Annotated in this window: 24 protein-coding genes; 21 read left to right on the forward strand and 3 right to left on the reverse strand. The window is 66.2% G+C overall.

The features are described 5' to 3' along the window. Positions 1 to 78: 78 nt before the first annotated feature. Together QXK92_RS21155 and QXK92_RS21160 are read left to right on the forward strand one after the other, a co-directional pair. Complete coding sequence (locus QXK92_RS21155; protein WP_306244916.1) at positions 79 to 900, forward strand: FadR/GntR family transcriptional regulator; 822 nt, start codon at positions 79 to 81, stop codon at positions 898 to 900. Then, a complete protein-coding gene (locus tag QXK92_RS21160) occupies positions 897 to 1625 on the forward strand; it encodes an SDR family oxidoreductase (RefSeq protein WP_306244917.1) in 729 nt (242 codons plus the stop codon). The genes QXK92_RS21155 and QXK92_RS21160 overlap by 4 nt, the downstream gene beginning before the upstream one ends. On the opposite strand, the gene QXK92_RS21165 is transcribed toward QXK92_RS21160, so the two are convergent. Beyond that, positions 1588 to 2439 carry an LLM class flavin-dependent oxidoreductase gene (locus QXK92_RS21165; RefSeq protein WP_306244919.1) on the reverse strand — a complete coding sequence of 284 codons (852 nt, stop codon included), beginning with the start codon at positions 2437 to 2439 and terminating at the stop codon, positions 1588 to 1590. The two genes, QXK92_RS21160 and QXK92_RS21165, sit on opposite strands and share 38 nt — an antisense overlap. An 81-nt stretch (positions 2440 to 2520) precedes the next feature. Between QXK92_RS21165 and QXK92_RS21170 the strand changes: the two genes are divergently transcribed. Genes QXK92_RS21170 through QXK92_RS21190 form a run of 5 tightly spaced genes read left to right on the forward strand, consistent with a single transcriptional unit; the run spans position 2521 to position 8261 of the window. After that, entirely contained in the window at positions 2521 to 3585 is a 1065-nt protein-coding gene (locus QXK92_RS21170; RefSeq protein ID WP_306244921.1) for an acyl-CoA dehydrogenase family protein, read from the forward strand. Beyond that, positions 3582 to 4676, forward strand: a complete 1095-nt coding sequence (locus QXK92_RS21175) for an acyl-CoA dehydrogenase family protein (RefSeq protein ID WP_306244923.1) — start codon at positions 3582 to 3584, stop codon at positions 4674 to 4676. Before QXK92_RS21170 ends, QXK92_RS21175 begins: the two co-directional genes overlap by 4 nt. Beyond that, positions 4673 to 5830: an acyl-CoA dehydrogenase family protein gene (locus QXK92_RS21180; protein WP_306244925.1), complete on the forward strand. Its 1158-nt coding sequence runs from the start codon at positions 4673 to 4675 to the stop codon at positions 5828 to 5830. Before QXK92_RS21175 ends, QXK92_RS21180 begins: the two co-directional genes overlap by 4 nt. Further along, positions 5827 to 6762, forward strand: coding sequence for an acyl-CoA dehydrogenase family protein (locus tag QXK92_RS21185; protein ID WP_306244926.1), 936 nt, complete (start codon positions 5827 to 5829; stop codon positions 6760 to 6762). Before QXK92_RS21180 ends, QXK92_RS21185 begins: the two co-directional genes overlap by 4 nt. Next, complete coding sequence (locus QXK92_RS21190) at positions 6759 to 8261, forward strand: class I adenylate-forming enzyme family protein (RefSeq protein WP_306244928.1); 1503 nt, start codon at positions 6759 to 6761, stop codon at positions 8259 to 8261. The genes QXK92_RS21185 and QXK92_RS21190 overlap by 4 nt, the downstream gene beginning before the upstream one ends. Positions 8262 to 8274: 13 nt before the next feature. On the opposite strand, the gene QXK92_RS21195 is transcribed toward QXK92_RS21190, so the two are convergent. Then, on the reverse strand, positions 8275 to 9207 hold the full coding sequence (locus QXK92_RS21195) for a MinD/ParA family protein (protein ID WP_306244930.1): 933 nt from the start codon (positions 9205 to 9207) through the stop codon (positions 8275 to 8277). A gap of 46 nt (positions 9208 to 9253) precedes the next feature. Between QXK92_RS21195 and QXK92_RS21200 the strand changes: the two genes are divergently transcribed. After that, a complete protein-coding gene (locus QXK92_RS21200; RefSeq protein WP_306244932.1) occupies positions 9254 to 9979 on the forward strand; it encodes a hypothetical protein in 726 nt (241 codons plus the stop codon). On the opposite strand, the gene eccA is transcribed toward QXK92_RS21200, so the two are convergent. Next, positions 9948 to 11783: a type VII secretion AAA-ATPase EccA gene (gene eccA / locus QXK92_RS21205; RefSeq protein WP_306244933.1), complete on the reverse strand. Its 1836-nt coding sequence runs from the start codon at positions 11781 to 11783 to the stop codon at positions 9948 to 9950. The two genes, QXK92_RS21200 and eccA, sit on opposite strands and share 32 nt — an antisense overlap. A 189-nt stretch (positions 11784 to 11972) precedes the next feature. On the opposite strand from eccA, the gene QXK92_RS21210 reads away from it, so the two are divergent. From QXK92_RS21210 to QXK92_RS21270, 13 genes are all read left to right on the forward strand, one after another. Then, positions 11973 to 12317: a hypothetical protein gene (locus QXK92_RS21210; protein ID WP_306244935.1), complete on the forward strand. Its 345-nt coding sequence runs from the start codon at positions 11973 to 11975 to the stop codon at positions 12315 to 12317. Further along, entirely contained in the window at positions 12314 to 12664 is a 351-nt protein-coding gene (locus QXK92_RS21215; RefSeq protein WP_306244937.1) for a YbaB/EbfC family nucleoid-associated protein, read from the forward strand. The genes QXK92_RS21210 and QXK92_RS21215 overlap by 4 nt, the downstream gene beginning before the upstream one ends. A gap of 185 nt (positions 12665 to 12849) precedes the next feature. Then, positions 12850 to 13137 (forward strand): hypothetical protein, encoded by a 288-nt coding sequence (locus tag QXK92_RS21220; RefSeq protein WP_306244939.1) that lies wholly within the window; start codon positions 12850 to 12852, stop codon positions 13135 to 13137. A 10-nt stretch (positions 13138 to 13147) separates the two neighbouring features. Continuing rightward, positions 13148 to 14515 (forward strand): hypothetical protein, encoded by a 1368-nt coding sequence (locus QXK92_RS21225; protein WP_306244940.1) that lies wholly within the window; start codon positions 13148 to 13150, stop codon positions 14513 to 14515. Positions 14516 to 14525: 10 nt separating this feature from the next. Further along, positions 14526 to 14816: a PE family protein gene (locus QXK92_RS21230; protein WP_306244942.1), complete on the forward strand. Its 291-nt coding sequence runs from the start codon at positions 14526 to 14528 to the stop codon at positions 14814 to 14816. Between the two features lie 48 nt (positions 14817 to 14864). Then, a complete protein-coding gene (locus QXK92_RS21235) occupies positions 14865 to 15944 on the forward strand; it encodes a PPE domain-containing protein (protein WP_306244944.1) in 1080 nt (359 codons plus the stop codon). After that, entirely contained in the window at positions 15941 to 16759 is an 819-nt protein-coding gene (locus QXK92_RS21240; protein WP_306244946.1) for an ESX secretion-associated protein EspG, read from the forward strand. The genes QXK92_RS21235 and QXK92_RS21240 overlap by 4 nt, the downstream gene beginning before the upstream one ends. Positions 16760 to 16826: 67 nt before the next feature. Beyond that, complete coding sequence (locus QXK92_RS21245) at positions 16827 to 17102, forward strand: hypothetical protein (RefSeq protein WP_306244948.1); 276 nt, start codon at positions 16827 to 16829, stop codon at positions 17100 to 17102. Positions 17103 to 17119: 17 nt separating this feature from the next. Next, positions 17120 to 17416 (forward strand): hypothetical protein, encoded by a 297-nt coding sequence (locus QXK92_RS21250; RefSeq protein ID WP_065043942.1) that lies wholly within the window; start codon positions 17120 to 17122, stop codon positions 17414 to 17416. 120 nt (positions 17417 to 17536) lie between these two features. Further along, a complete protein-coding gene (locus QXK92_RS21255) occupies positions 17537 to 17887 on the forward strand; it encodes a hypothetical protein (RefSeq protein WP_306244950.1) in 351 nt (116 codons plus the stop codon). Positions 17888 to 17927: 40 nt separating this feature from the next. Beyond that, positions 17928 to 20390 carry a hypothetical protein gene (locus QXK92_RS21260; protein WP_306244952.1) on the forward strand — a complete coding sequence of 821 codons (2463 nt, stop codon included), beginning with the start codon at positions 17928 to 17930 and terminating at the stop codon, positions 20388 to 20390. 64 nt (positions 20391 to 20454) lie between these two features. Beyond that, positions 20455 to 21093, forward strand: coding sequence for a hypothetical protein (locus tag QXK92_RS21265; RefSeq protein WP_306244954.1), 639 nt, complete (start codon positions 20455 to 20457; stop codon positions 21091 to 21093). Positions 21094 to 21095: 2 nt separating this feature from the next. After that, on the forward strand, positions 21096 to 21419 hold the full coding sequence (locus tag QXK92_RS21270; RefSeq protein WP_306244955.1) for a hypothetical protein: 324 nt from the start codon (positions 21096 to 21098) through the stop codon (positions 21417 to 21419). The last annotated feature ends 48 nt before the right edge of the window (positions 21420 to 21467 follow it).

The following is a 21467-nucleotide window of genomic DNA, read 5'->3' on the forward strand; positions in this document are numbered from 1 at the left end:
TGCTAAAATAGCTAAGCCAACCGAGTTCGCGGGTCAGTCACCGTGCGCTCTCTCCTGCTACAGGTTGCGAGGAACCGGATGACCGCCTTGGGCATTGGACCCGACGCCCGTCGCCGACTCTCGGCGCCCAGGATTGCCGAAATCGTAGCCGACGAACTGCGTCGTCAGATCATCGATGGTGAACTGGCCGACGGCGACCTGCTACCGCGGCAGGAAGTGCTCGTCGACCAGTTCAAGGTCAGTCTGGTGTCGTTGCGCGAGGCCCTGCGGATCCTGGAGACCGAGGGACTGGTCTCGGTACGCAGGGGAAACCGCGGTGGCGCCGTCGTCCATGCGCCCGCCAAGACCAGCGCCGCCTACATGCTGGGCCTGGTCCTGCAGAGCGAGTCGGTCGCGGTCAGCGACCTGGGCGCGGCGTTGCAGGAACTCGAGCCGGCCTGCGCCGCGCTGGCCGCCCAGCGGCCCGACCGCGCCGACACGTTGGTGCCCGAACTCAAACGGGTCAACGACGCTATGGCCGAAAACCTGGAAGACGGGCGGTTGTTCACCGAGATCGGTCGCGAGTTCCACAATCTGATCGTCCGCGGCTGCGGCAACCACACCATCATCGCCGTCGTCGGCAGCCTGGAAACGTTGTGGAGCAGCCACGAACAACAGTGGGCCGACGAGAGTTCCGCGCGCGGCACCTATCCTTCGCTCACCAAGCGGCGCGCGGCGCTCAACACCCACATCAAGCTCACCGAGACGATCGCCGAGGGCGACGTCGACCGAGCCCGTCGCATCGCCGGGCGCCACCTCGCCGACACCCAGACCTATGTGCTGTCCGGCCGTCCCGAACAACGCATCTACGCACTGTCCCCGCAAGCGTTGTCGCGTCCGCGGGATGTCCGCCGCCCTTGACGACGTCGCGCACCGCGTTGGTCACCGGCGGCAGCGGTGGCATCGGAAAAGGCTGCGCCGCCAAGCTGAGTGAACTCGGCTACGACGTGGTCGTGGTCGCGCGCCGGGCCGGCCCGCTGCATGCCGCGGCGCACGAGATCGGCGCTCGCGCCATCGTCGCCGACGCATCCGACCCGGACGAATTCGCTGCTGCGATAAGCCCACTGGAGCACATCGACCTCGTCGTTCACGCCGCCGGTGCGCTGGGCGGAACCTATGCGCGCAAGCAGACATTCGAGCAGTGGCGCACCATCATCGCGGCCAACCTGGACTCCTGCTTCGTGGTGACCTCCGCGGTGCTGCCGCGGATGCGCCCGGGGTCACGCCTGATCTTCATCTCCTCGTCGGCATCGCATGAGCCGATGATGGCGCGGACCGCGTACTCGGCGTCCAAGGCCGGCATGAACGCCTTCGCCCGTGCCTTGGCGATGGAAGTCGACCGGGACGGCATCGCCGTGCATCTGGTGACGCCGGGTCCGGTGGAAACCGAGATGCTGCAGGACGTTCCGTTCGAGATGTTCGCGATTCAGGTGTCCGACATCGCCAACGCGGTGGCATGGCTGGACACCGTCGATCCCTCGGTCGACCTCCCGGAGATCAGGCTCAGTGCGGTGCAGCGCGGGCCCTATGCCCGGCCGCCGGTGGTGCCTACCGAAGTGCACCGGCGCCGTTCGGGAAGTTCCTGATCACCGATTCGCCGAACTCTTCGAGGGTCCCCGGTGCCGCAAAGTCGGCAAACCAGACGTAGCACCGTTCCACCCGCTGGGCGGCCAGGCCCGCGAAATGGGCGATCAGCTCGCCGGCGTCGCCACAGACCAGACCTGACCCCAAATGGCCGAAGCGCCGGACACTCACCTCGCGCACGGTCGCGGGATCAGATCCCGCACGCGCAAAGCCGACCATCTGCTGCACCGATATGCGGGCCGATCCGGTGGATCCCGCCAGCCGCGGCAGCCGGTCCAGGTGATTGGCCTGTAGGTTCCACCAATCCGCATACTCGGCAACGAGTTTCATCATCCGAGGACCGCTGCCGCCGAGCACCAGCGGTATCGGGTGTGCCGGCCCCGGATGTTGGTCCCCGGCCCAGTACCGGCTGATCAACTCCAGATGGCGGCCGAGTTGCTCGACGCGAGCGACCGGATCCTGCTGACCGACATTGAATTTGGCGAACTCTGCGGGCCAGGAGCCGGACCCGAGGCCGAGGTCGAAGCGACCGTCGGAGGCGGCGGACAGCGTGACGGCCTGCTTGGCCAGCACCGCCGGATGCCGGAACGCGTCACACAGCACCAGGTGTCCGATGCGCAGCCGTTGAGTCTTGGCTGCGACCCAACTGGCAACGCCCATTGCCTCCCAGATGTTTTCGTCGGGCTGACCTGGCGCCTCGAGATGGTCGATGAACGCGATGCCGTCGAAACCGGCCGCCTCTGCGCGCTGAGCCCGCTCCACGATGTCGGCCACCGGCAATCGGACCTGCGGCAGGAACAGATACCACTCGACCATCCGACCACCTAAGCATGTTCGCCGCCGGCTGCGATTGCGTGCCGCTCGCTAGTTTACTATTTTTATTATGTTAGGGGTCTTATGGATGTTGGTCTGACTTCGGAGCAGCTGGAGCTGCGCGACACCGTGCGCGCCATCCTGCGCGCCGAGTGTCCCCCCGACGCCGCCCGCCAGGCGAGCGAGGATCCGGAACGCTGGCGCGCCCTGTGGAAGACGTTCGTCGACCTGGGCTGGACTGAACTGGCTGCGTATGAGGCCGACAGCGAGTTCGGACCGGTGGAACTGACGGTGGTGCTTGAAGAATGCGGCGCTGCGCTCGCGCCGGTTCCGTTGCTGAGCAGTGTGGGCCTGGCCGCCGGCGTTCTCCACGCGGCCGGCCCGCAGATCGGCGAGGTGCTTGCCGAGATCTCCTCGGGCGTGGTCGCAACTCTGGCGGTGCACTCTCCCGGCGTCCGGCTGCCGGGCGCCCCCATGGCGTTGCGCGACGGCCGGCTGCGCGGACGGGCGGTCGCCGTCCCCAACGCAGCCCGCGCTGAGCTGATCGTCACCCTCGCCGACGCCGACGCCGGCCCGGTGGCCGCGGTCGTGCGCGCCGGTGACGGCGTCACGGTGACGACCGGCGAGTCCACCGACCCCGCGCTGCCCGTCGTCGACGTCGAGATCGACGCCGCTCCCCTGGCCGTCGTGCCGGTGGAATCCATCGAAGCCGCTCTGGCGGCACCGCTGCTGGCGATTGCTGCGGACCTGGTCGGCGTGGCCGCGGCAGCCCTGCGACGCTCCGTGGAACACGCCAAGACGCGGCGTCAGTTCGGCAGCCCCATCGGCGCTTTCCAGGGCGTCAAACACGCATTGGCGGACAACTACGTCGGCGTCGAACGCGCCCGCAGTCTCACCTACGCGGCCGCGGCCCAACTCGGCACCGCTGACCTTGACTGGACCACGGCCGCGCTGGCCAAGGCCGCGGCCGCGGATGCCGCGAGCGCCTGCGCGCGCACCATGGTCCAGGTGCACGGCGCGCTGGGACAGACCTGGGAGCACGATTCGCACCTCTACGTTCGGCGCGCCTGGCAGGGGGCGGCAATGCTGGGCGACAGCCGCTCGCTCTACCACGAGGTAGGCCGCCGGTTCGCGGAAGGCACGAAATGACCTCCATCACGGCAGAATTCGGCGCCTGGTTGAGCGACTTCCTGCCGGAGGACTATTACCGGCGCTATCGCGAGTACCGCTGGGACATCCCATTGCGGCGCGACTATCAGCGGGCGGCGTTCGAAGCCGGCTGGCTGCAACCCACCTGGCCCCGCGAACACGGCGGCCGGTCCCTGGGTTTGCGCGACGCGATGGAGATACGCATCGAAGCCGCGGTACGGTCGGCGCCGAAGCTACCCAATATCCAGGGCCCCGGTGTCGCCGCGCCCGGGATTCGCCAGTTCGGCACACCCGAGCAGATCGACCGCCTGCTGGTGCCGTTGCTGCGGGGTGACGAATGGTGGGCTCTGGGCATGTCCGAGCCGGAAGCCGGTTCGGACTTCGCCGGCCTGCGCACCCGCGCCGAGCGTGACGGTGACATGTTCCGGGTCAACGGTCACAAGATCTGGACCACCCAGGCCCACGAATCACGCTGGTGCACCCTGTATGTCCGTACCGACCCGGAGGCGCCCAAGCACCGCGGCATCTCGTGTCTGATTCTCGACCTGGCGTCACCCGGTGTGCGGATCGAGCCCATCCGAATGTCGTCGATCTCCGATGAGACGTTCTGCGAGGTCTTCCTCGACGACGTCGAGGTGCCGGTGGCGAACCTGCTGGGTCCCCTGCACGGCGGTTGGGCAGTCGCGATGTCGTCGTTGCATCATGAGCGCCAAATGATCTGGATCATGAACTGGGTCGAGATCAAGCGCGGCCTGGACTCGGCCCGGGCGCACGCGACCGATGACCTGTACACCGAACTGGGCACGCTGATCGCCGACGCCGAAGCGTTGCGAGCCACCGGATACCGCGCCCTGGACAACGAGCTCGCCGGCCGGCCCAGCCCAGAGGCCGACATCATGAAATTGCTCGGATCGGTCACCTTGCAGCGTGTTTGGGAACTCAGCGCGGCCGCGGCGGGCCCGGCTTCGACGGCCGACCCGGACCTGTTGTTCGAACGGCAGGACGCCCTGGCCGCGACCATCTACGGCGGGACCTCCGAGGTTCAGCGCAACATCATCGCCGAGCGGCTGCTCGGGCTGCCGAAGGGATGACCACGATGGATTACGACCTCGGTGACGACGCGGGCGAACTGCGAAACCGGTTGCGGCAGCTGATCGCCGAACACATCCCAGCTGACTTCCTGGGTGCCTGCACCGACGACCCCGACGACCTCGCCACCACCGAATCCTTCTGCAAGTTGCTGGCCGCCGAGGGGCTGCTGGCCCTGGCATGGCCGAAAGAGCACGGGGGCGGCGGTGGTTCAATCTGGCAACAGACGGTGCTGCGCGAAGAGATGTGGGCCAACTACGAGCCCCGCGGACCGCAGTACATGGGGATCAACTGGGTCGGCCCGGCGATCATGCGCTACGGAACCGCCGAGCAGAAGGCCAAACACCTGTCCGGGATCGCGTCCGGGGAGGTGATCTGGTGCCAGGGCTTCTCCGAACCCGAAGCCGGAACCGACCTCGCGTCGTTGCGCACCCGCGCCGTTCCCGATGGTGACGGGTGGCGGATCACCGGCCAGAAGGTGTGGACGTCGTATGCCCGGATGGCGTCCTGGTGCGTGCTGGCCGCCTGCACCCACCCGGATGCGCCGAAACCCAAGCGGCTCAGCCTGTTCCTGATCCCGATGGACCGGCCCGGCTTCACCGTCCGCGGCATCCCGTCCATGCTGGGCCCTCATCATCTCAACGAGGTGTTCCTCGACGACCTGCCGGCGTATCCCGATGATGTGCTCGGCGAGCCCGGGGACGGCTGGCGGGTGATGCGGGAGGCGCTGGCGTTCGAGCGGGTCGGTATCGCCCGCTACGCCCGCTGCGAGTCGCTACTGCACCGGATGCAGGCCGAACTGGGAGCCGACTGGGACCGGTTGCCCGAATCGATTCGGGTGCGCTGGGTTCGGGCGCTGGTCGATCTGCGGGTCGCCCGGTTGATGGCCTACCGCGCCGTGTCGCTACAGGACGACCCCGCGGCGGGCGCGGCGGCCAGCGCAGCACGCATCGCCACCACCACCTGCGATCAACTGGTCGCCGAACTGCTCTTCGACGTACTCGGCCCGACGGCACTCGACAGCGGCAGCTCAGCGGCGCTGTACGGTGCGGTCGACGATCATTGGCGCTACGCGCAGGCGGCCACCGTGGCCTCGGGCACCATCGAAGTGCAGCGGATGATGGTGGCCCGTGACGTGTTGGGAGAGCACCGGTGAATACCGAACTGCCACAGGACATCACCGACTTCGCCGCCGTTGCGGTCAAGCGGCTGGCCCGCCTCGGCGGGCCACCGGCGGCGCTGCACGCCGAGACCGACGACGGCGTCCGGCTCGCCGCACGCGACGCGCTGACCGAGGTCGGCGCCTTCGACCTCGACGTCCGGTCCGGATCCGACGACCTGCTGGCCGCTGCGGTGCTCTGTCAGGCGGCCGGAGCGACGGCCCTGCCGTACCCGCTCGTCGAGGAGCTCTTGAGCGTCGACGGTGTCCGGCTGAGCCTGGTCAACCCCGAAGCGCCGCGAATCGACCACGGCGATCTGCAAGGACCCTGGCTCGCTGCCGATCTCGACGGCACTCGCTACCAGGTCCGCCCGGCACTGCGGACGACCGCCAAACTGGGGCCGTTCCTGGTGCCGGCCACGTTGTCGGCACCCGACGGCACGGTGCCGGCCGCCGACGTTAACCTTCATCTCGTGCTGGGATCATGGCGGATTCTGGGTGCGGTGCAGCAGGCGCTGGACATCGCCACCGGGCACGTGCAGGCGCGGGTCCAGTTCGGTAAACCCCTGGCCGATTTCCAGTCTGTCCGCTTCGCGGTCGCCGATGCCGCGGTCGCGGTGCGCGGCCTGCACGAACTTGCCAAGTACACCCTGTGCAGGCCGGAATCGTCACCGGCACAGAATCTTTCGTCAGACGCACTGATACTGCGGTTGAAGGCGGCCGAGACGGCGCGTCAAGTGCTGCGCACCGCGCATCAGTTGCTCGGCGCACTGGGCTTCTGCGACGAGTCCGACATCAGCGTCCTCGATCGCCACACCCAGCCGTTGATCCGGCTGCCGTTGAGCCCGGAGGCGCTGGCCCTGCGGCTGATTCCGGACGTGCGCGACGGATCCTTCGAAACGTTGTTCAACGGACGCGTCCCGGCATGAACCAGCCCGCCAGCGCCGCCGTCACCGGTAACGTGCCGCCCAACCCGTTCGAGGACGGCGTCCCGTTCGCCACGAAGCTGGCCGAGCTCGCGGAGCAGAAGCGAGACGACACCGCGGTGACGATCGTCTCGCTGGACGGCAGCGCACATGCGGTGACCTTCGGCGAACTCGACGCCCGCGCCAATCAATGGGGCCGGGCCCTGGCCGCCCGCGGCGCCGAGACGGGTTCGCTGGTGGCCCTGGCGATTCCCAACTCGATGCATCTGGTGCTGGCGACGCTGGGCTGCTGGAAGATCGGCGCCGTACCGATTCCCATGCACTGGGACCTGCCCGAGTGGGAACGCGACCGGGTGCGCGCGGTGATCAACCCCGCCGTGGTGGTCGATGAGACCACGCGCTGGGAACTGGACGCATTCGCGGCAGCGGCACCCGCGGGTCCGTTGCCTACCGCCGTCTCTCCCACCGCCAACGGCATCTGCTCCAGCGGCTCGACCGGGGTGCCCAAGGTGATTCTCAACCTGGCCCCGTCGCTGTGGATACCCCAGCAGGGCGAGCCCTTTCTGGAGAACTGGACACCGGTGCCCAAGCCACAGCGGATCATGGTGCCCGCCCCGATGTATCACACCAACGGCTTCGCCCCACTGCTGATGCTACTGGGCGGCGACCACCTGGTGATTCTCGAAAAGTTCCACGCACCAACGTTTGTCGACGCCATCGAGCGCTACCGGATCACCAACTTCACGGCCACGCCGACCATGTTGTCCCGCGTGGCCGCACTGCCTGATATCGGGCGGCGCGACCTGTCCAGCATCGTGTTCATCCTGCAGGGCGCGGCCGTCATGCCGCCGTCCCTGCTGCACACCTGGTTCGAGTTGCTCAGCCCGGAACAGATCGTGATGGCGTACGGCATGACCGAAAATCTCGGCCTCACCGCGTTGCGCGGCGACGAGTGGCTGAGCCACCCGGGCAGCGTCGGTCGCGGCTTCCGGGACACCGAGATCCGGATTCTGGACGCCGACAAACGGCCCCTCGGGCCGGGCGAGCACGGTGACATTTATCTGCGGGCTCCGATGAGCGCCGGCTATCGCTATCTGGGCGGGGCGCCGCCGCTGCCGTCCACCGAGGACGGGTTCCGCTCGGCCGGCGACATCGGCCACCTGGACGCCGACGGCTACCTGCACATCACCGACCGGCGCGCCGACATGATCATCAGTGGCGGCGCCAATGTCTTTCCCGCCGAGGTGGAATCGGCGCTCATCGGGCATCCCGGCATCGTCGACGTCGTCGTCATCGGATTGTCCGATACGCGATGGGGACGACGGGTCCACGCCGTCATACACGCGGCCGACCCGCTGACCGAGCAACAGGTGATCGACTACGCCAAGAGTCGGCTCGCTCCCTACAAGGTTCCGAAGACGGTGGAATTCGTCGACGCCATCCCGCGCACCGCGGCCACCAAGGTGAACCGTTCCGCGATGGTCGCGGCGCGCGGCGGGTAGCCAGGACACTCCCTCAGCCGCGGGAACTCCGGTCGGCGCGCTTGGTGTGGGCGAACCCGTCGGCGATGGACGCGGCCAGTTCCAGAAACGCCTGCCGGGTTCGGCCGGCCATCAAATCCAGGACGATCTCCGACCCTTGGGCCAGATGGTCGTCGAAGGGAATCACGTGCACCGCGCGGATCCGGGTGAGGAACTGCGCGGCCAGCTTGTCCAGTTCCACCGATGATTTCCCAGGCCGTGACGCGCTGATGACCACCGTGGCGTTGGGAACCAGATGCCCGCGGCCGTGGTGTTCGAGCCAGTCCAGAGTGGCGAACGCGCTGCGGGCGGCATCGATCGCGGGCGAGGCGACCAACACGATGGCATCGGCCTCGTCCAGCACCGCCGACATCGCCGAATGCACCAGCCCGGTGCCGCAGTCGGTGAGGATCAGGTTGTAGAACCGCTGCAGCAGGCGGATCACCACGCGGTAGTCGGCGTCGGAGAACGCTTCTGAGGTCGCCGGATCACGTTCGGACGCAAGGATTTCCAGCCGACTTGTGCTCTGTGACGTGTGCCGGCGGATGTCGGAGTAGCGAAAGATGTTGTCGTCCAACAACAGATCGCGCACCGTCGAGCGGCTCTGGTCGGGACCACGCTGGGCCAGGGTGCCGAAGTCGGGGTTGGCGTCGACCGCGATGACCCGGTCCCCCCGGATCGCCGCGAAGGTGGAACCCAGCCCGACCGTGGTCGTAGTCTTGCCGACGCCGCCCTTCATCGACAGCACGGCGATGCTGTAGTCGCCTCGCACCGGCTGGCTCACCCGCGCGACCAGCTTCTGCCGCGTGTTCTCCTGTTCGGACTCTTTGGGATTCAGGCCGGTGACCCGGTGCACCACCTTGCGCCATCCGCTCTGTGGGAGCGGCCGGACCCGACGTACCAGCCCCAACTCGGTGTGCGAAGGCATCCGCGGGTCTTGGGGATGCTGCGGCGGCGCGCCGGGCGCGGTCCGGGTGAACGGTGTTGCCACCGGCGGCGGGGCGGGCGGGTTCAGTCTTGGATCCGGCGGCTGCTGCGCGACGGGAGGCGGTGGCTGCTGCGGGACCGGAGGCGGTGGTGCTGGTGGTGGCGCCGGCGACGGCTCGGGAGCGGGCCGGCCGGGAATCGGCGCGGGGCGTACCGGCGGCTGCTCCGGAATCTCGATGACCGCGGTCGGCTCCGGTGCCGGGGGCTCCGGCGGCTCGATGAAAACAGGTGGCTCACTGAATACCGGCGGCCTGCTGAACACCGGAGCCGGACTGGGCGGCGGCGTGTCCGCCGGCGGTTCGGACACCGGCCGCCGCGGTAGCGGCGGCAGGTCCATCACCCGGGTGCCCTCGGTGGTAGGGGCCGGACGCACGGGTTCCGGCTCGGGTTCCGGTGCCGGCTCGGGCTCGACCTCCGCCTCCGGCGCGGGCTCAACCTCCGCCTCCGGCGCGGGCTCAACCTCCGCCTTCGGCGCGGGCTCTGGCTCCGGTGCCGGAGGCACATCGATCACCCGGGTTCCCGCCTTTGACGGAGCCGTGTTTTTCGGCACCTCCTCGGCGACCGTCGCGGCTTCGGAGTCGGCAGCCTCCTGGGCCAGCTTGGCCCGAATCTCGCGCACCGGAATGGGATTCGTGTCCGCGTCGCTGCTCCGCTTGAACTTGGGGGCGTCGGATCCGCTCACTATCGGGTTCTCGACATCAGCTGGCCGGTAGTCATACCGAGCACATTCTCCAACGCGGCGCGCATATCACCGGGCTCGATGCGCATCAGTTCGGTTTCGTCGAGATCCTCCACGTCGACGTCGTCGCGCTCGCTCAAGCGATACTCCCGCTCCTCCTCGGCCGATTCGATGACGTTGCGAACAAAGCGACCGTTACCCACCAGGTCGATCTCACGGCGCAGCGCTCCGGTGTCGTCCACCGACTGATTGCGGTAAAGCACCTCGCAGGCGGCGACCAGTTCGTCGTACGCCCCTTCGGTCAGCTCGGAGTCCCTGGTCTTGGCGATAAGCCTGCCGATGTCACCGAGTTCGGTCGGGTTGTAGGACGCGAACCGGATCCGTTTGGTGAACCGCGACGCCATACCCTCGTTGGATGCCAGGAACCGGTCGATCTCGGCGTCGTAGCCGGCGATGATCACCACCAACCGGTCCCGGTCGTTCTCCATCCGGGCCAGCAGTGTGTCCACGGCCTCCCTGCCGAAAGCGTCCCCACCCGACAACCCGGTCTGAATCAGGGTGTACGCCTCGTCGATGAACAGCACGCCGTCCATCGCGGAGTCGATCAGGGCCGACGTCTTGATCGCCGTGCTGCCGAGGTGCTCGCCGACGAAATCGCTTCGCTTGGCCTCGATCACCGCGGGCGTCTTCAGCAGACCGAGCCCGCAGTACACCTGCGCGACGACCCGGGCGATGGTGGTCTTGCCGGTGCCCGGCGGTCCGGTGAACGCAAGGTGCAGGCTGCGCGCGGCCGCACTCAGACCCTTGCCTTCCCGCACCTTGGCCAACTTGGCCGCCGAGCGCAGCTTGGCCACCTGCAGCTTGACGTCGGTAAGGCCGATCTGACGGTCCAATTCGATCTGAGCGGCGCGCAGGTACTCGTTGCCGCGCTCGGACAGGCTCTCGGCGCTGACCTCCCGGGCACTGCGCGCCGTCGACGGATCCCATTTGTCGGTGCGGGAATCGATGTCTTCCCTGGTGCTGACGATGAGGCGGTACTTCGGGTCGTGCAGCGCGGCGGCGTTGGCCTCGAAACCGGGCTCCTCGCTGTAGATGCGCTCGAAAATGGTTCGGGCTTCCTGCTCCTTGCCCATCTCGCGCAGGGTCAGCCCCTTGCAGAACTCGGCGGCCCGGCTCGCGGCCGGAATCGGCCCGTCGATCGCCTGATCGAGCCGGCGGATGGCTTCGCCGAACAAGCCCATCTGCGCACAGGCCGACCCCACCATCAGGTGCGCCCCGGCGGCGATGTACTCGTCGCTGAACGAAGACGAATTGGCAAGTGCAGTAAGGACATCTGGCCAGCGCTGAGTGGTGAAGTGCAGCACCGCGCGGAGGTAGGCACAGATTTCGTTGTTGGCGGCGTCGCCGTCGGGCATCGAGCGCCGCAAGGTCTCCAGTTCGTCGAGCACCCGCTGCGCCTCGTCGAAGTCCTTTCCCGCGATCATGCTGGCGGCATACGCGAGCCACACCTCGGTGAGGGTGCTGAGGGTGTAATCGAGATAAAGACCGGTTTGGAACCGGCCGCTGAGCGCATGCCGGGGCAGCCCGAGCCGGCGCTGCTCGCGGTTGAGATTTTCCTTGCTGGTCCGCCACAGGTTGTAGAGCACCTCGCTGCTGACGTCACCGGCAGCGGCGCGTCCCAGCCAGGCGTCGCTCATCTGGGGGTCGTGCTCGGTGGCACGCTTGAACGCCAGAGCCGCGTAGGCGACGTCACGGTCGGTCTCCAGCCCGTCGATGGGGATTCCGAGCGACAACACGCCGGCGTCGAAGACCCGCTGCGCGTCCCTGGTGCCAGGCATCTACTCGGTGTCCTTACTACTAGCGGCACGCGGCGGTCCTGCCGCTCAAACAAACCCGCTGCCCCTCGAGGTGTCCCGCGTAATCATGCACGTAAAACGTCCTGTGCATGACATAGCGGTAGAAAGTTATTGTACCGATCTGGCGACTTTGAATTCGTCGTCAAATCCTGCCAGCCAAATCGAGGCCGCATGCCACAACAGCAACAGCCGCAACAGCGGCCACCGGTACGGTCGCGCACCGGCACCATCGCCGTCGTCACCACCGAACGGGGACTGCCCACGGCCCTCAAGCTCGACCGCTCCGAACTCGCCCGGCCCCCTCAGGAGTTGGCCAACGAGATCCTTGCTTTGTGCAAGTTGTCGGCGCTGCGGGCCCAGGTCGCCTTCCGCCGGGAACTCGCGGGCAAGGGGTACACGGCCTCGACACTCCGCGAGATCGGCCTGCCCACTGAGGAAGATCTCGCCCGCGCCGAGCAAGAACTGTTCGGAGAAGACGACGACGAACTTCCGGCCACCTGGATGAGGTCGGTATGACCAGCCTGGCGCAGTCTGTGATCGCGCGGGCGATCAAACAACGCGACCTGATGCAGGCGATGACCGAGCAATCCAAGACCATCACGGCACGGGTGACCAGCCGTGACCGCGCGGTGAGTGCCGAGGTGGACGGGCTCGGAAGCCCGACCGGATTGTGGCTGGGTCCGCCGGCCGGCCGCCTGGATCCCGACGCGCTCGCCGCTCTGATCGTGGAAACCGCGCAGGCCGCGGCCAAGGTGGCGGCGGAGCGCTACAACTTCCTGCTGAGAGAGTTCATGACCCGCATGCAGGAGCTGCAGCAAGCGCCGTTGACCCGCTCGGACGGCACCGTTATCGAACCGAGATAGACAACTTTCGTCCTTATTACACATATGTAGAGCATGGCGTTCTGCGTTATTGCACACATGTGAACTGCGGTCTTTCGGAAAGTCTGCTTAAATTTCGTGCAATTTATTGGTGGAGACGGCGCTTAAGGTTGAGAGACCAGCGCTAGCGGCAGCTCAGCGGGAATCCTGGGGGAAAGAAGCCGACGATGACATTTGAATTGCAGCCCGAGTTCATGGAGGCGCTGACCGACGCTCAGGAGGCCGCCGGCACCGCGATCACCACCGCGTTCAGCGCCGTCACGCCTGCGCAGCTGAGCTCGTTCTCGATGGCGCTCGGCCCGATCGCCGCGGCGAACATGATCCCGGCGATGTTCGAATCCACGGCGAACAATGTCGCCAGCGGGATGATGACGGCCGCCAAGCACGGCATGCTCGGTGTCGCTACCCACATCGTGGGCGCGACCCACACCGCCGTCGACGCCACCGACGTCTAAGCACCCCGTCGTGGTCAACACCGACGCGGCGCCGCAGCCGATTCCCGACTTCGATCACACGCCGGTCGTCAACCAGATGGAAAACGACCTGCAAGCGTGGCTAAACCGGCCTGTTCAGGACATCCTCAACCAGTTCAATATGGGGCAGCTGCCCGCCGGTGGCCCGGAGTTTCCGGGCTTACCCGGCGAAGACATTCCGGCCGAACTCACCGGCGCTGCGGCGCCTGGGGGGATGGGTAACAGCTTTGCCAGCGGGCTGCTCAAACCCGTCACCGACATGCTCGGCACGCTGGGACCGGGCCTGTTCCAGGGTCTGAATCCCACGCAGATGTTCAGCGGGATCAGTCAGGCGTTCCAGCAGGCAGCCGGCGGTGTGCAGCAGGCCATGAGCCAGATGATGGGCGGCATGGGCGGCCAGGGCTGGTCCGGCGCCGGCGCCGGCGCGGCCGCCGCCAAAACCGGCGAGACGCTGGCGAACGGCGCCGCCGTCGCCGCACAAGGCACCGCGCTGGGTGGCGAATACAGCGCGGCCGCGGCCAACGTGGCGCAGGGCCAGGCACGACTGCTGGAGATCCTGCAGCAGTGCCAGCACGAGCTCGAGGGCCTCGCCGCCGGGCTGCCGTGGACCGCGGCCAACATGGTCGAGTCCGCGTCGCGAGCCAGCGCGCTGGCCACAGAGTGCATCACCGAGCTGGAAAGCACCCTGACCAGCCAGGCTGCCACCACCACGGCCACCGGCGCTCCGGTTGCAGTCGCACAGGGCCCCCAGATGGCCATGGGCATGCTCGGCCCGATGATGTCGGTGGGGATGAGCATGATCGGCCCCGCGATGCAGATGGGCATGATGCCGCTGACGATGGGGGTGCAGGCAGGCACCCAGGCGCTCCAAGCGGGGATGCAAGCGGGCACCGGCCTGATTTCGAGTTTGGGCCAGGCCGGACAGGGCGCCGCGGCGCCCGCATCCGCTCTGGGCCACACCGGCCGGATGGTCAGCGCAACCCATCCGAGCGGTGGCGGTCACGGTGGTGGCGGCGGTGGGATCGGGGCGACGACACCGGCCCGCAACCCGGCCTCCTCGCCGATGCTGCAGAACGAGAACAGCGGAGCCGCCGCGGCACGATCGATCGGCGCCGCACGTGCCTCGGTCGGTTCTGGCGGCACCGGAATGGGCATGGGCGGCGCGGGCATGATGGGCGGCGCGGCCGGCGCGCACGGCGGGAAGGCGGGTGCCGGCGGCAATCACACCGCCGCCTCGTTCCTGCACACGACGGATCAGGGCGGCGAGATCGTAGGCGACCTCGGCCATGCCAGCCCCGCCGTAATCGGCGACACCACAATCGATCCCGACGACAGCCCCGACATCAAACTGCGAATCTAGGAGCCCTCACATGACCGACTACAACCACCTCTCGATCCGGCCCGACGAGGTCACCGAGGTCACCCGGCAGCTCGACGAACTGGCAAACCGGATGCAGCATGTGCTGGACACCGAGCGGCCCAACCTGACCACCATCGCCTCCGGTCAGGACGAGGTGTCGCAGCGCGTCGCACACACCCTCAACGAGGTGCACGGCTCGTTCACCAAGTCATCCGAGCAGGGCGCCAACGAGATTCGCGAGGTCTCGGCGACGATGCGCTCACACGCGGGACGCATCTCCGAGACCGATCTCGCTGACTGATCCGGCTGACTGACCTATCACGACTGACACCGAAAGGGGGGTACGGCAATGGGATTCACCAACGTGGTGTGGGAATCGCGCAGCACCGAGCAGCTGGCGCGCGACCTGACCGAGGGCCCGGGCCCCTCCTCGGTCGGTGAAGCGGGTGCGGCATGGATCCGGGTGGCCAACGAGTTCGCCAAGATCTCGGCCGACTACGACCGGCTGGTCGAAAGTGTCCGGGGCTCATGGGACAGCAACGCCTCCGAAGCGGTCGTCCGCAAACTGGAGACGTTCGGGAAGTGGCTGCAAGCGGCCAGCCTGAGTGCGGCCGCCAACGGCCGGCGGGCCGAGGAGGCTGCCGTCGCCAATACCGTCGCCATCCTCTCCATGCCCAGCGTGTCCGAAGCTGTTGAAGCCAAAGCGGCACAGGACATGATGGCGTCCTTGTCGGCGTACAACGGCGCGATCGTGCAGGGCAGCTTCGCCGAGTTCGAGGAGGCCGCGTCCGCGCAGCAGGCGGATGCCGCCGCGGTGATGCACCGCTACGAGGACGCCGTCGCCGAACTCGCCGAGCCGTGGGAACAGCCGGTTCCGCCGCAGGTCACCAATTCCGCTGCGCTGAAAGGCGAGAAGGAGGGCAAGTCGGGCGGTGGATCGCGGGGCGGTGGCGGCGGTGGCGGTGCGGCGCGGCAGCTTTCGCCGATGCTGGCCACACCGGTAGCCGCCAGCGCCGAGGCCAAGGAACTGAAGAAGACCAACTTCACCTCCGATGGTTCCGGGGGGGCTAACGGGATGGGCCGCGGCGGTGCCGGTTACGCCCCGATGGGCGGGCACCGGCGCGACGGCAGCGGCCAGTCCTACGAGTCATTCCGCGAGGCCGGGACTCTGGAAGGAGCCGGTGAGGCCGGCGCCAGCCTGTCCGACGGTGGCCAGAACTGGTTGCCCGCCGCGCAGCAGAGCGACGCACCCTTTGAGGTCTCGCACGTCAGCTGGGGCCCCAACACCGCGATCTTCGACGATCTGGCCGCGCCCGATCCGCAGCAACCGGAGGGCTTCGCCGAGGAACCCGAGCGCACGCTGCAACAGGTGTCGGACCGGTGGGTCTCCCCGCCGGTGATCGGCGCCGAGCAGGAGGTGAGCCTGTGACCACCGCCCTGCGTTCCGGTTTCACGCTGACCGACGACGAACTACAGGTCGCCGGCAAGCGGGTCGGCGTACAGGAGTTCCCTACCGTGCTGGGTGTGCGGCCCCGGTACGAGCACGTCGACGCCCTCGAGGCGGCCTTCGACACCGCAACCCGGAGCCTCATCGCGCGTGGCCTGATTGCCGACGGTGAGATCGACGCGGAACTGGTGCCGCTGTTGCGGGCGCTGCGCCGGCCGGAGCGTGAGTTCGCGATGCGCCTGGTCACTCCCGACGGCATTGCCCGGGTGAGCGTAATTCGTTGCGGTGCATCAGGTGTGGTGGCACGACGGGTGGGCAACAACATCAGCCTGCAGGCGGCAGACGATGCCGCGAGTCTCCCCCGGGCCACGCACGCGCTGATCGGTGCGCTGCCGCGGGCGGAGGCCGCGCAGATCACGCCGGTGGGAGCGCCGACGGATATCGTCGCCCGCAACCTCATCGGCACTCACGACGCACGGTTACTGGCCGATCGGGTGCGCGCGCTGGGAGCCGAACCTCGTGCGGCATTGACTCTCGGGTCTGCGTTGGCGTCACGAATGGCGTTCGCCGAGATCGTGTTCTACGCGCTGTGCCACGAGCAGGACCGCATCACCCGCCGCCCCGCGGCGGTCGGGGTGTTCTACACCAAGAAGGGCCGCATCGTCGCCGCGCCGAGTGCCTCGCCGAGCGGCCAACTGTGGACCACGTTGAAGCCGGGCTCTGATCACACGATCGGCCAGGCGATCAATCAGCTTGTCGAGTTATCGACGGACCAGTGGGAGGCGTCATTGGTTTAGCACGGTATCTCGATGAGACCAGACCCGTCGTGTCCGACGATCCAGGGCACCCGACAAAGGAGTAATCATGGCAGTTCCCGGGCAATTTGAAGTCACCGAAGACGCACCGCCACAGGTCAAGCAAATTCACGAACACCTGGTCGAGACCGACCGCCTGCTGCGCAAGATGGAAGACGAAGTCAACCTCATGGTCGGTGCGAACTGGGCGGGCAACCAAGCCCAACTGTTCCACGGACGCATGGCCGAGCACCTCGACCACCTGACGCAAATCCAGCTGCGCACAAAGAATCTCGCGGAAAGCTCGATGCAATACATCCAGGCCCACCAGAACCTCGACGGCTAGGAATTCAGGAGAAGATCATGACGCACAGCATCAAGTACAACTTCGCGGCGAACTACGAATCGCTGGATCTGATCGGCAGCATCACCTCCGACGCCGAGCAGATGCGAAACGAAGTCGACCAACTGTTCAACGCACTCACCTCGGGGGCCTACACCGGCCATGCCCCGGAAGAGATCCATGCGCTGCGCACGCAGTTCTCCAACGAGATGGACGAGATCATCAACGATCTGCACACCACTCGGGCGCGTGCCGTCGACCAGAACCAGCAGGTTCAGGACCTCGACAACAGCCAGGCTGCCAACATCAGCTGCTGATCGTTCCGGCGATCTGACCTTGGCCCGGGCTCACTGGATGCGGTGAGTCCGGGCCGACGGGTCTCTCGATATGCGCCCGTGAATCGGGTGGCATCAGCGAATTCGTGAAGGAGGAGATGAGTGGCGCCACTGTTGGAGGTAAATTTCGACAATGTGCTGGCGGGAGCCAACGCGATCGGCGCAGCAAAGAGCACTGTTGCCGCCATCCAGTCGCCGGACGCCGGTGCCGCGGCCGGCGGGCTGGCCGGATTCGAAACCGCCGGGGCGTTGGCGGGGGTGCAGGAAGCGGTGGCTGATTCGTTGCGGGTCGTCGGTGGCCGCTACGAGAAAATGTCGGAGATGATCCGCGGCGCCGCAACCATTTTCCAGTTGGCTGACCAGGTGCTGCCACCACAAACGCGACAGCAGGCGTTGACGACGGCGGTCGGTAAATCGATGACGGCGCTGGGCGACATGAACCCGGCAACCTAGAGCCACAGCTACCCGTTAATCGACGACCAGAACTGATGTAGTGACACGTCCGCACAAGACGATGGTGTACAACGCGAACGCCAACGCGTTGGCTGATCTGGCTGCCCCGACCCGCGAGGTGGGCCGCAAAATGCTGGAAGCCGCCGAATCCGTCCGCCAAACCGTTCATGGACTCGATTGGAAAGGCGACACCGAGAACGCGTGCGACGGAAGGGCCGATCGGGAGCTGGCCCAAGACCGAAAAGTCGCCGCGGGCTATGACGCGCTGGCCGGCGCCTACGAGACCGGCGCGAAGGCAATGCAGCCGATGATCGACAGTCTGCGTTCGCAGGGCAAAGGTTTCGAAGGCGACGACTTCGACGTGTCCGAAGACTGGCAGGTCACCGACAGATACAACTACAAAATGGGCAAGATGGCGTTGATTCTGCTGGGCTCGGATGAGCAGGCCGCTCAGGACCAGATGGATAGCCTCAAGGCCCAGCGTGCGAACGAAGCGGCGACCGGAACCGCGACGTTGCAGCGGCTGGCCGACGAACTGGGCGTAGCGGACGCCAATACCAAGAATGCGATTGAGGCGGCCAAGGCCGAGCTCGGTGCGGCCGCTCCCATTGCGAGCGGGCTGGTGGGGGGCCAGCAGGCCCGTGATGACGCCGGCGCCATCCTGGGTGGCAATGCCACCCCCCAGCAGGTGGCTCGGGTGCGCGCGTCGTTGACACGCTGGACGCCAGAGGAGTTGGCGGCCTTGGCCAATGGCAAACCTGCGGACATGCCGCAGGGGCAGTACGACTACTTGACGTCGCTAATGCACGCGATGGACGGCAAATCGGTGGCGGACATTGACGCGGCGATGGGCAAGTACGGTCTGCAAGGGGCGATGGGCGACGGCATGCGGATGATGGGCAACCCCAACATCCACACCGCACTGGGGGCCCATGGTGGACTGCAAACGTTGCCCGCCAAGGTCAATGAGTTGCTGACGAAGGATCCGGCGGCTTTGATGGGCGACGCCTATTTTGGCTCTCGGTCCATTCCGGTAACACAGTTCAATGCGCTCAACGACATGCTGAGCAAGGGCAATAAGGGCCTGGCGCTGGGTTCCGACGTCGACCGGGCGCTGCTCAACCAGGCATCGCGGATTGCCGACACCGAACGGTCGCGGATCGCCGTCATCGCCGATCCCGATCAGCCGAAGGGCGACATTCAGCGTGAGTACATCTCGTTGAGCAAGGTGAACGAGACGGTCAGCGCGATCATGTCGAACGCTTCCGTCGACCATCAGGCTGTCGCCGATTTCCTGCACGCGGGCCCGGCGATGGACCGAGTCGCCGGCGGTCATTTCGACAACGGTCACGCATTCGAGGCACTGGCGACCGTGCACTTCGGCCCGAATGACCATGGCTGGAAAGACATGCTGGACTGGATCGGCCCCAACGCCCACACGCCCGGGTTTGAGGGCCATCAGGCAGCGGTAGCCGCCGACTCGCTGGCGCATCTGGCTTCGACTCACCACGAGCTGCTGGGCGGAAAGATTCCGATCCTCAATGACGCCGGGGATCCGTCCGGTCAGTTCGAAAGTCTGGGACAACGCGATCCGGAACTGGTCAAAGCGATGACCCGCAACCTCACTCCGTATTTCGGGAACCTCGGGGGCATCGAGGTGCCGGGTATCGATTCCGCCGGAATCCCGGGCTACGGGAACTCTGAAGAAATGCAGAACCTGTTCAAAGTGCTGTCTTCCGATCCGTCCTCAGCCGAAGGGCTCCAAGCGGCAGTGGCGTCGTGGGAGAACTACTATGCCCATCAGTATGGAGAGACCGGACTAGTTAAGTATGCGCACGCGGGCGGCCAACTCGATACCGCACTGCACGGGGGCTACAACGCGGAACTTGACGCAATAAAGGCGAACCACGACACCGCGCGCATCCTGGAATATAACCAGCGTTCGGCGGACTGGGATAGCAAGAAAGGCATGATCAGTGACGTCTTTGGGGCGCTGCCGCTCAGCAAGTTACCTGGCGGCGATGCGTTATCATTACTGGGTAAAATGGTAATCGACGGATACAATCCCTACCTCAAACTCGATGAACTTCATCCGCCGACACCGTCAAACGACATAGACCAGCTGGCAACGACTGCACTGAATAACCTTGATAAGAATTTCAAGATCCTCAACGACAGCATCTACCATGACTACAGCATAGTTTCAGGGTATGAAATTCGGGATCCGTCGATTGTCGGCGCATTCCAGAATGTGCCGACTGCGGACGGACCTAAAGATTTCTTTGTTCCCGATGGCAACAACGGATGGAAGCTCGACTGGAACACAGTCTCGAAATACGGTCAACGATTTCTTCAGGCTTACCGCGACCTGGAAGGCAGCGGTCGATTACACGTGGGAATGTGGGACGAAGATTACGCGGAAGGCTTACGGGACACTCAAATCAAGTACGAACGATTGCCAGACCCTGGAAACGTTTCTCAACCGCCGACCGGGCGGAGATAGGCATGAGCAACCGATGAACCGCGGCGCCGGCGCAATTGTGGCTTGGTGTGTGGTCAGCTGCGTCGTGGCGGTCATTAGCGGATGCTCGACGTCGAAACCTCCTGCGACACCGCCGGTTTCGGCCACCACGACGCGGGCTCCGGCGGGCTATCAGGTGCCGCGCAATGTGAAGTTCTCCGAGCACTGGGTGTCGACCCCGGCAGTGGACTTGATGAGCCCTGAAGGCACCTACCTACGCGCCTACACCGAAGCCGACCACATCGCTGACTTCAATGTCGACGGCGCCGACGGCTCCTACCCCGGCTTCGCCAAAGCCGCCCGCGATAGCGGCTATCACTGGTTACACACCGGGCTTCCAGCCACGGGCTTTCAGACAAATTGGGTGCACGACCTCACGCTGTCTCCCGACGGCTCGGCGACCGCTGTCGTCTGCTACGCAGGTGAAGTATCGCTGGACGGTTCGTTCCCGGACAATTACACCATCTTCAAGCGCACGATCACGTTCCAACGGGTCGGGGTGGCACCACCAGCCAACCAGAAAGGACCGGGGCGGGCACCTTTGGTCTCGGTGTTCGGCGATTGGTACACAAGCAAATTCGATACGTTATACCCCGTGATGGATCCTGATTGTGCGACCAACCCGCCGCCGATTGACAAGGGCCCGGTGTCCACACCGGGGTGGCCCAATACGCCGGGGGTTTAGCGGTGGCCGATACATCTCATCTGCCACCGGAGGTCCTCTACGCACTGCGGACCGGAAAACTTCCTCCGCACCTGCACGATTCCAATCCTGAGGTCGCTGCCGAACCCGATGAATCTTCCGAGCAGGACGCCGAGCGGTTTCGTCGTCGATATCACGCCATGGTCGACGAACGCATCGCGGACTGGCTCGATGAGAACCCCGGCTACGGCAAAAGCATCCCCGAGCAGGAACGCGCGCGGATCGAGGAATATTGCGAGCGCCAAATCCAACACCAGTGGCGCATGTTCGTCCGGGAACGCGATGGGCTTGACGACGACGGTGATTAGCGACATTCGTGTAGCTTGACGTTCGTCTGAGATTTCCGATTGGCGACT

The organism is Mycobacterium sp. TY815, assembly GCF_030755135.1.
Taxonomy (GTDB): Bacteria; Actinomycetota; Actinomycetes; order Mycobacteriales; family Mycobacteriaceae; genus Mycobacterium.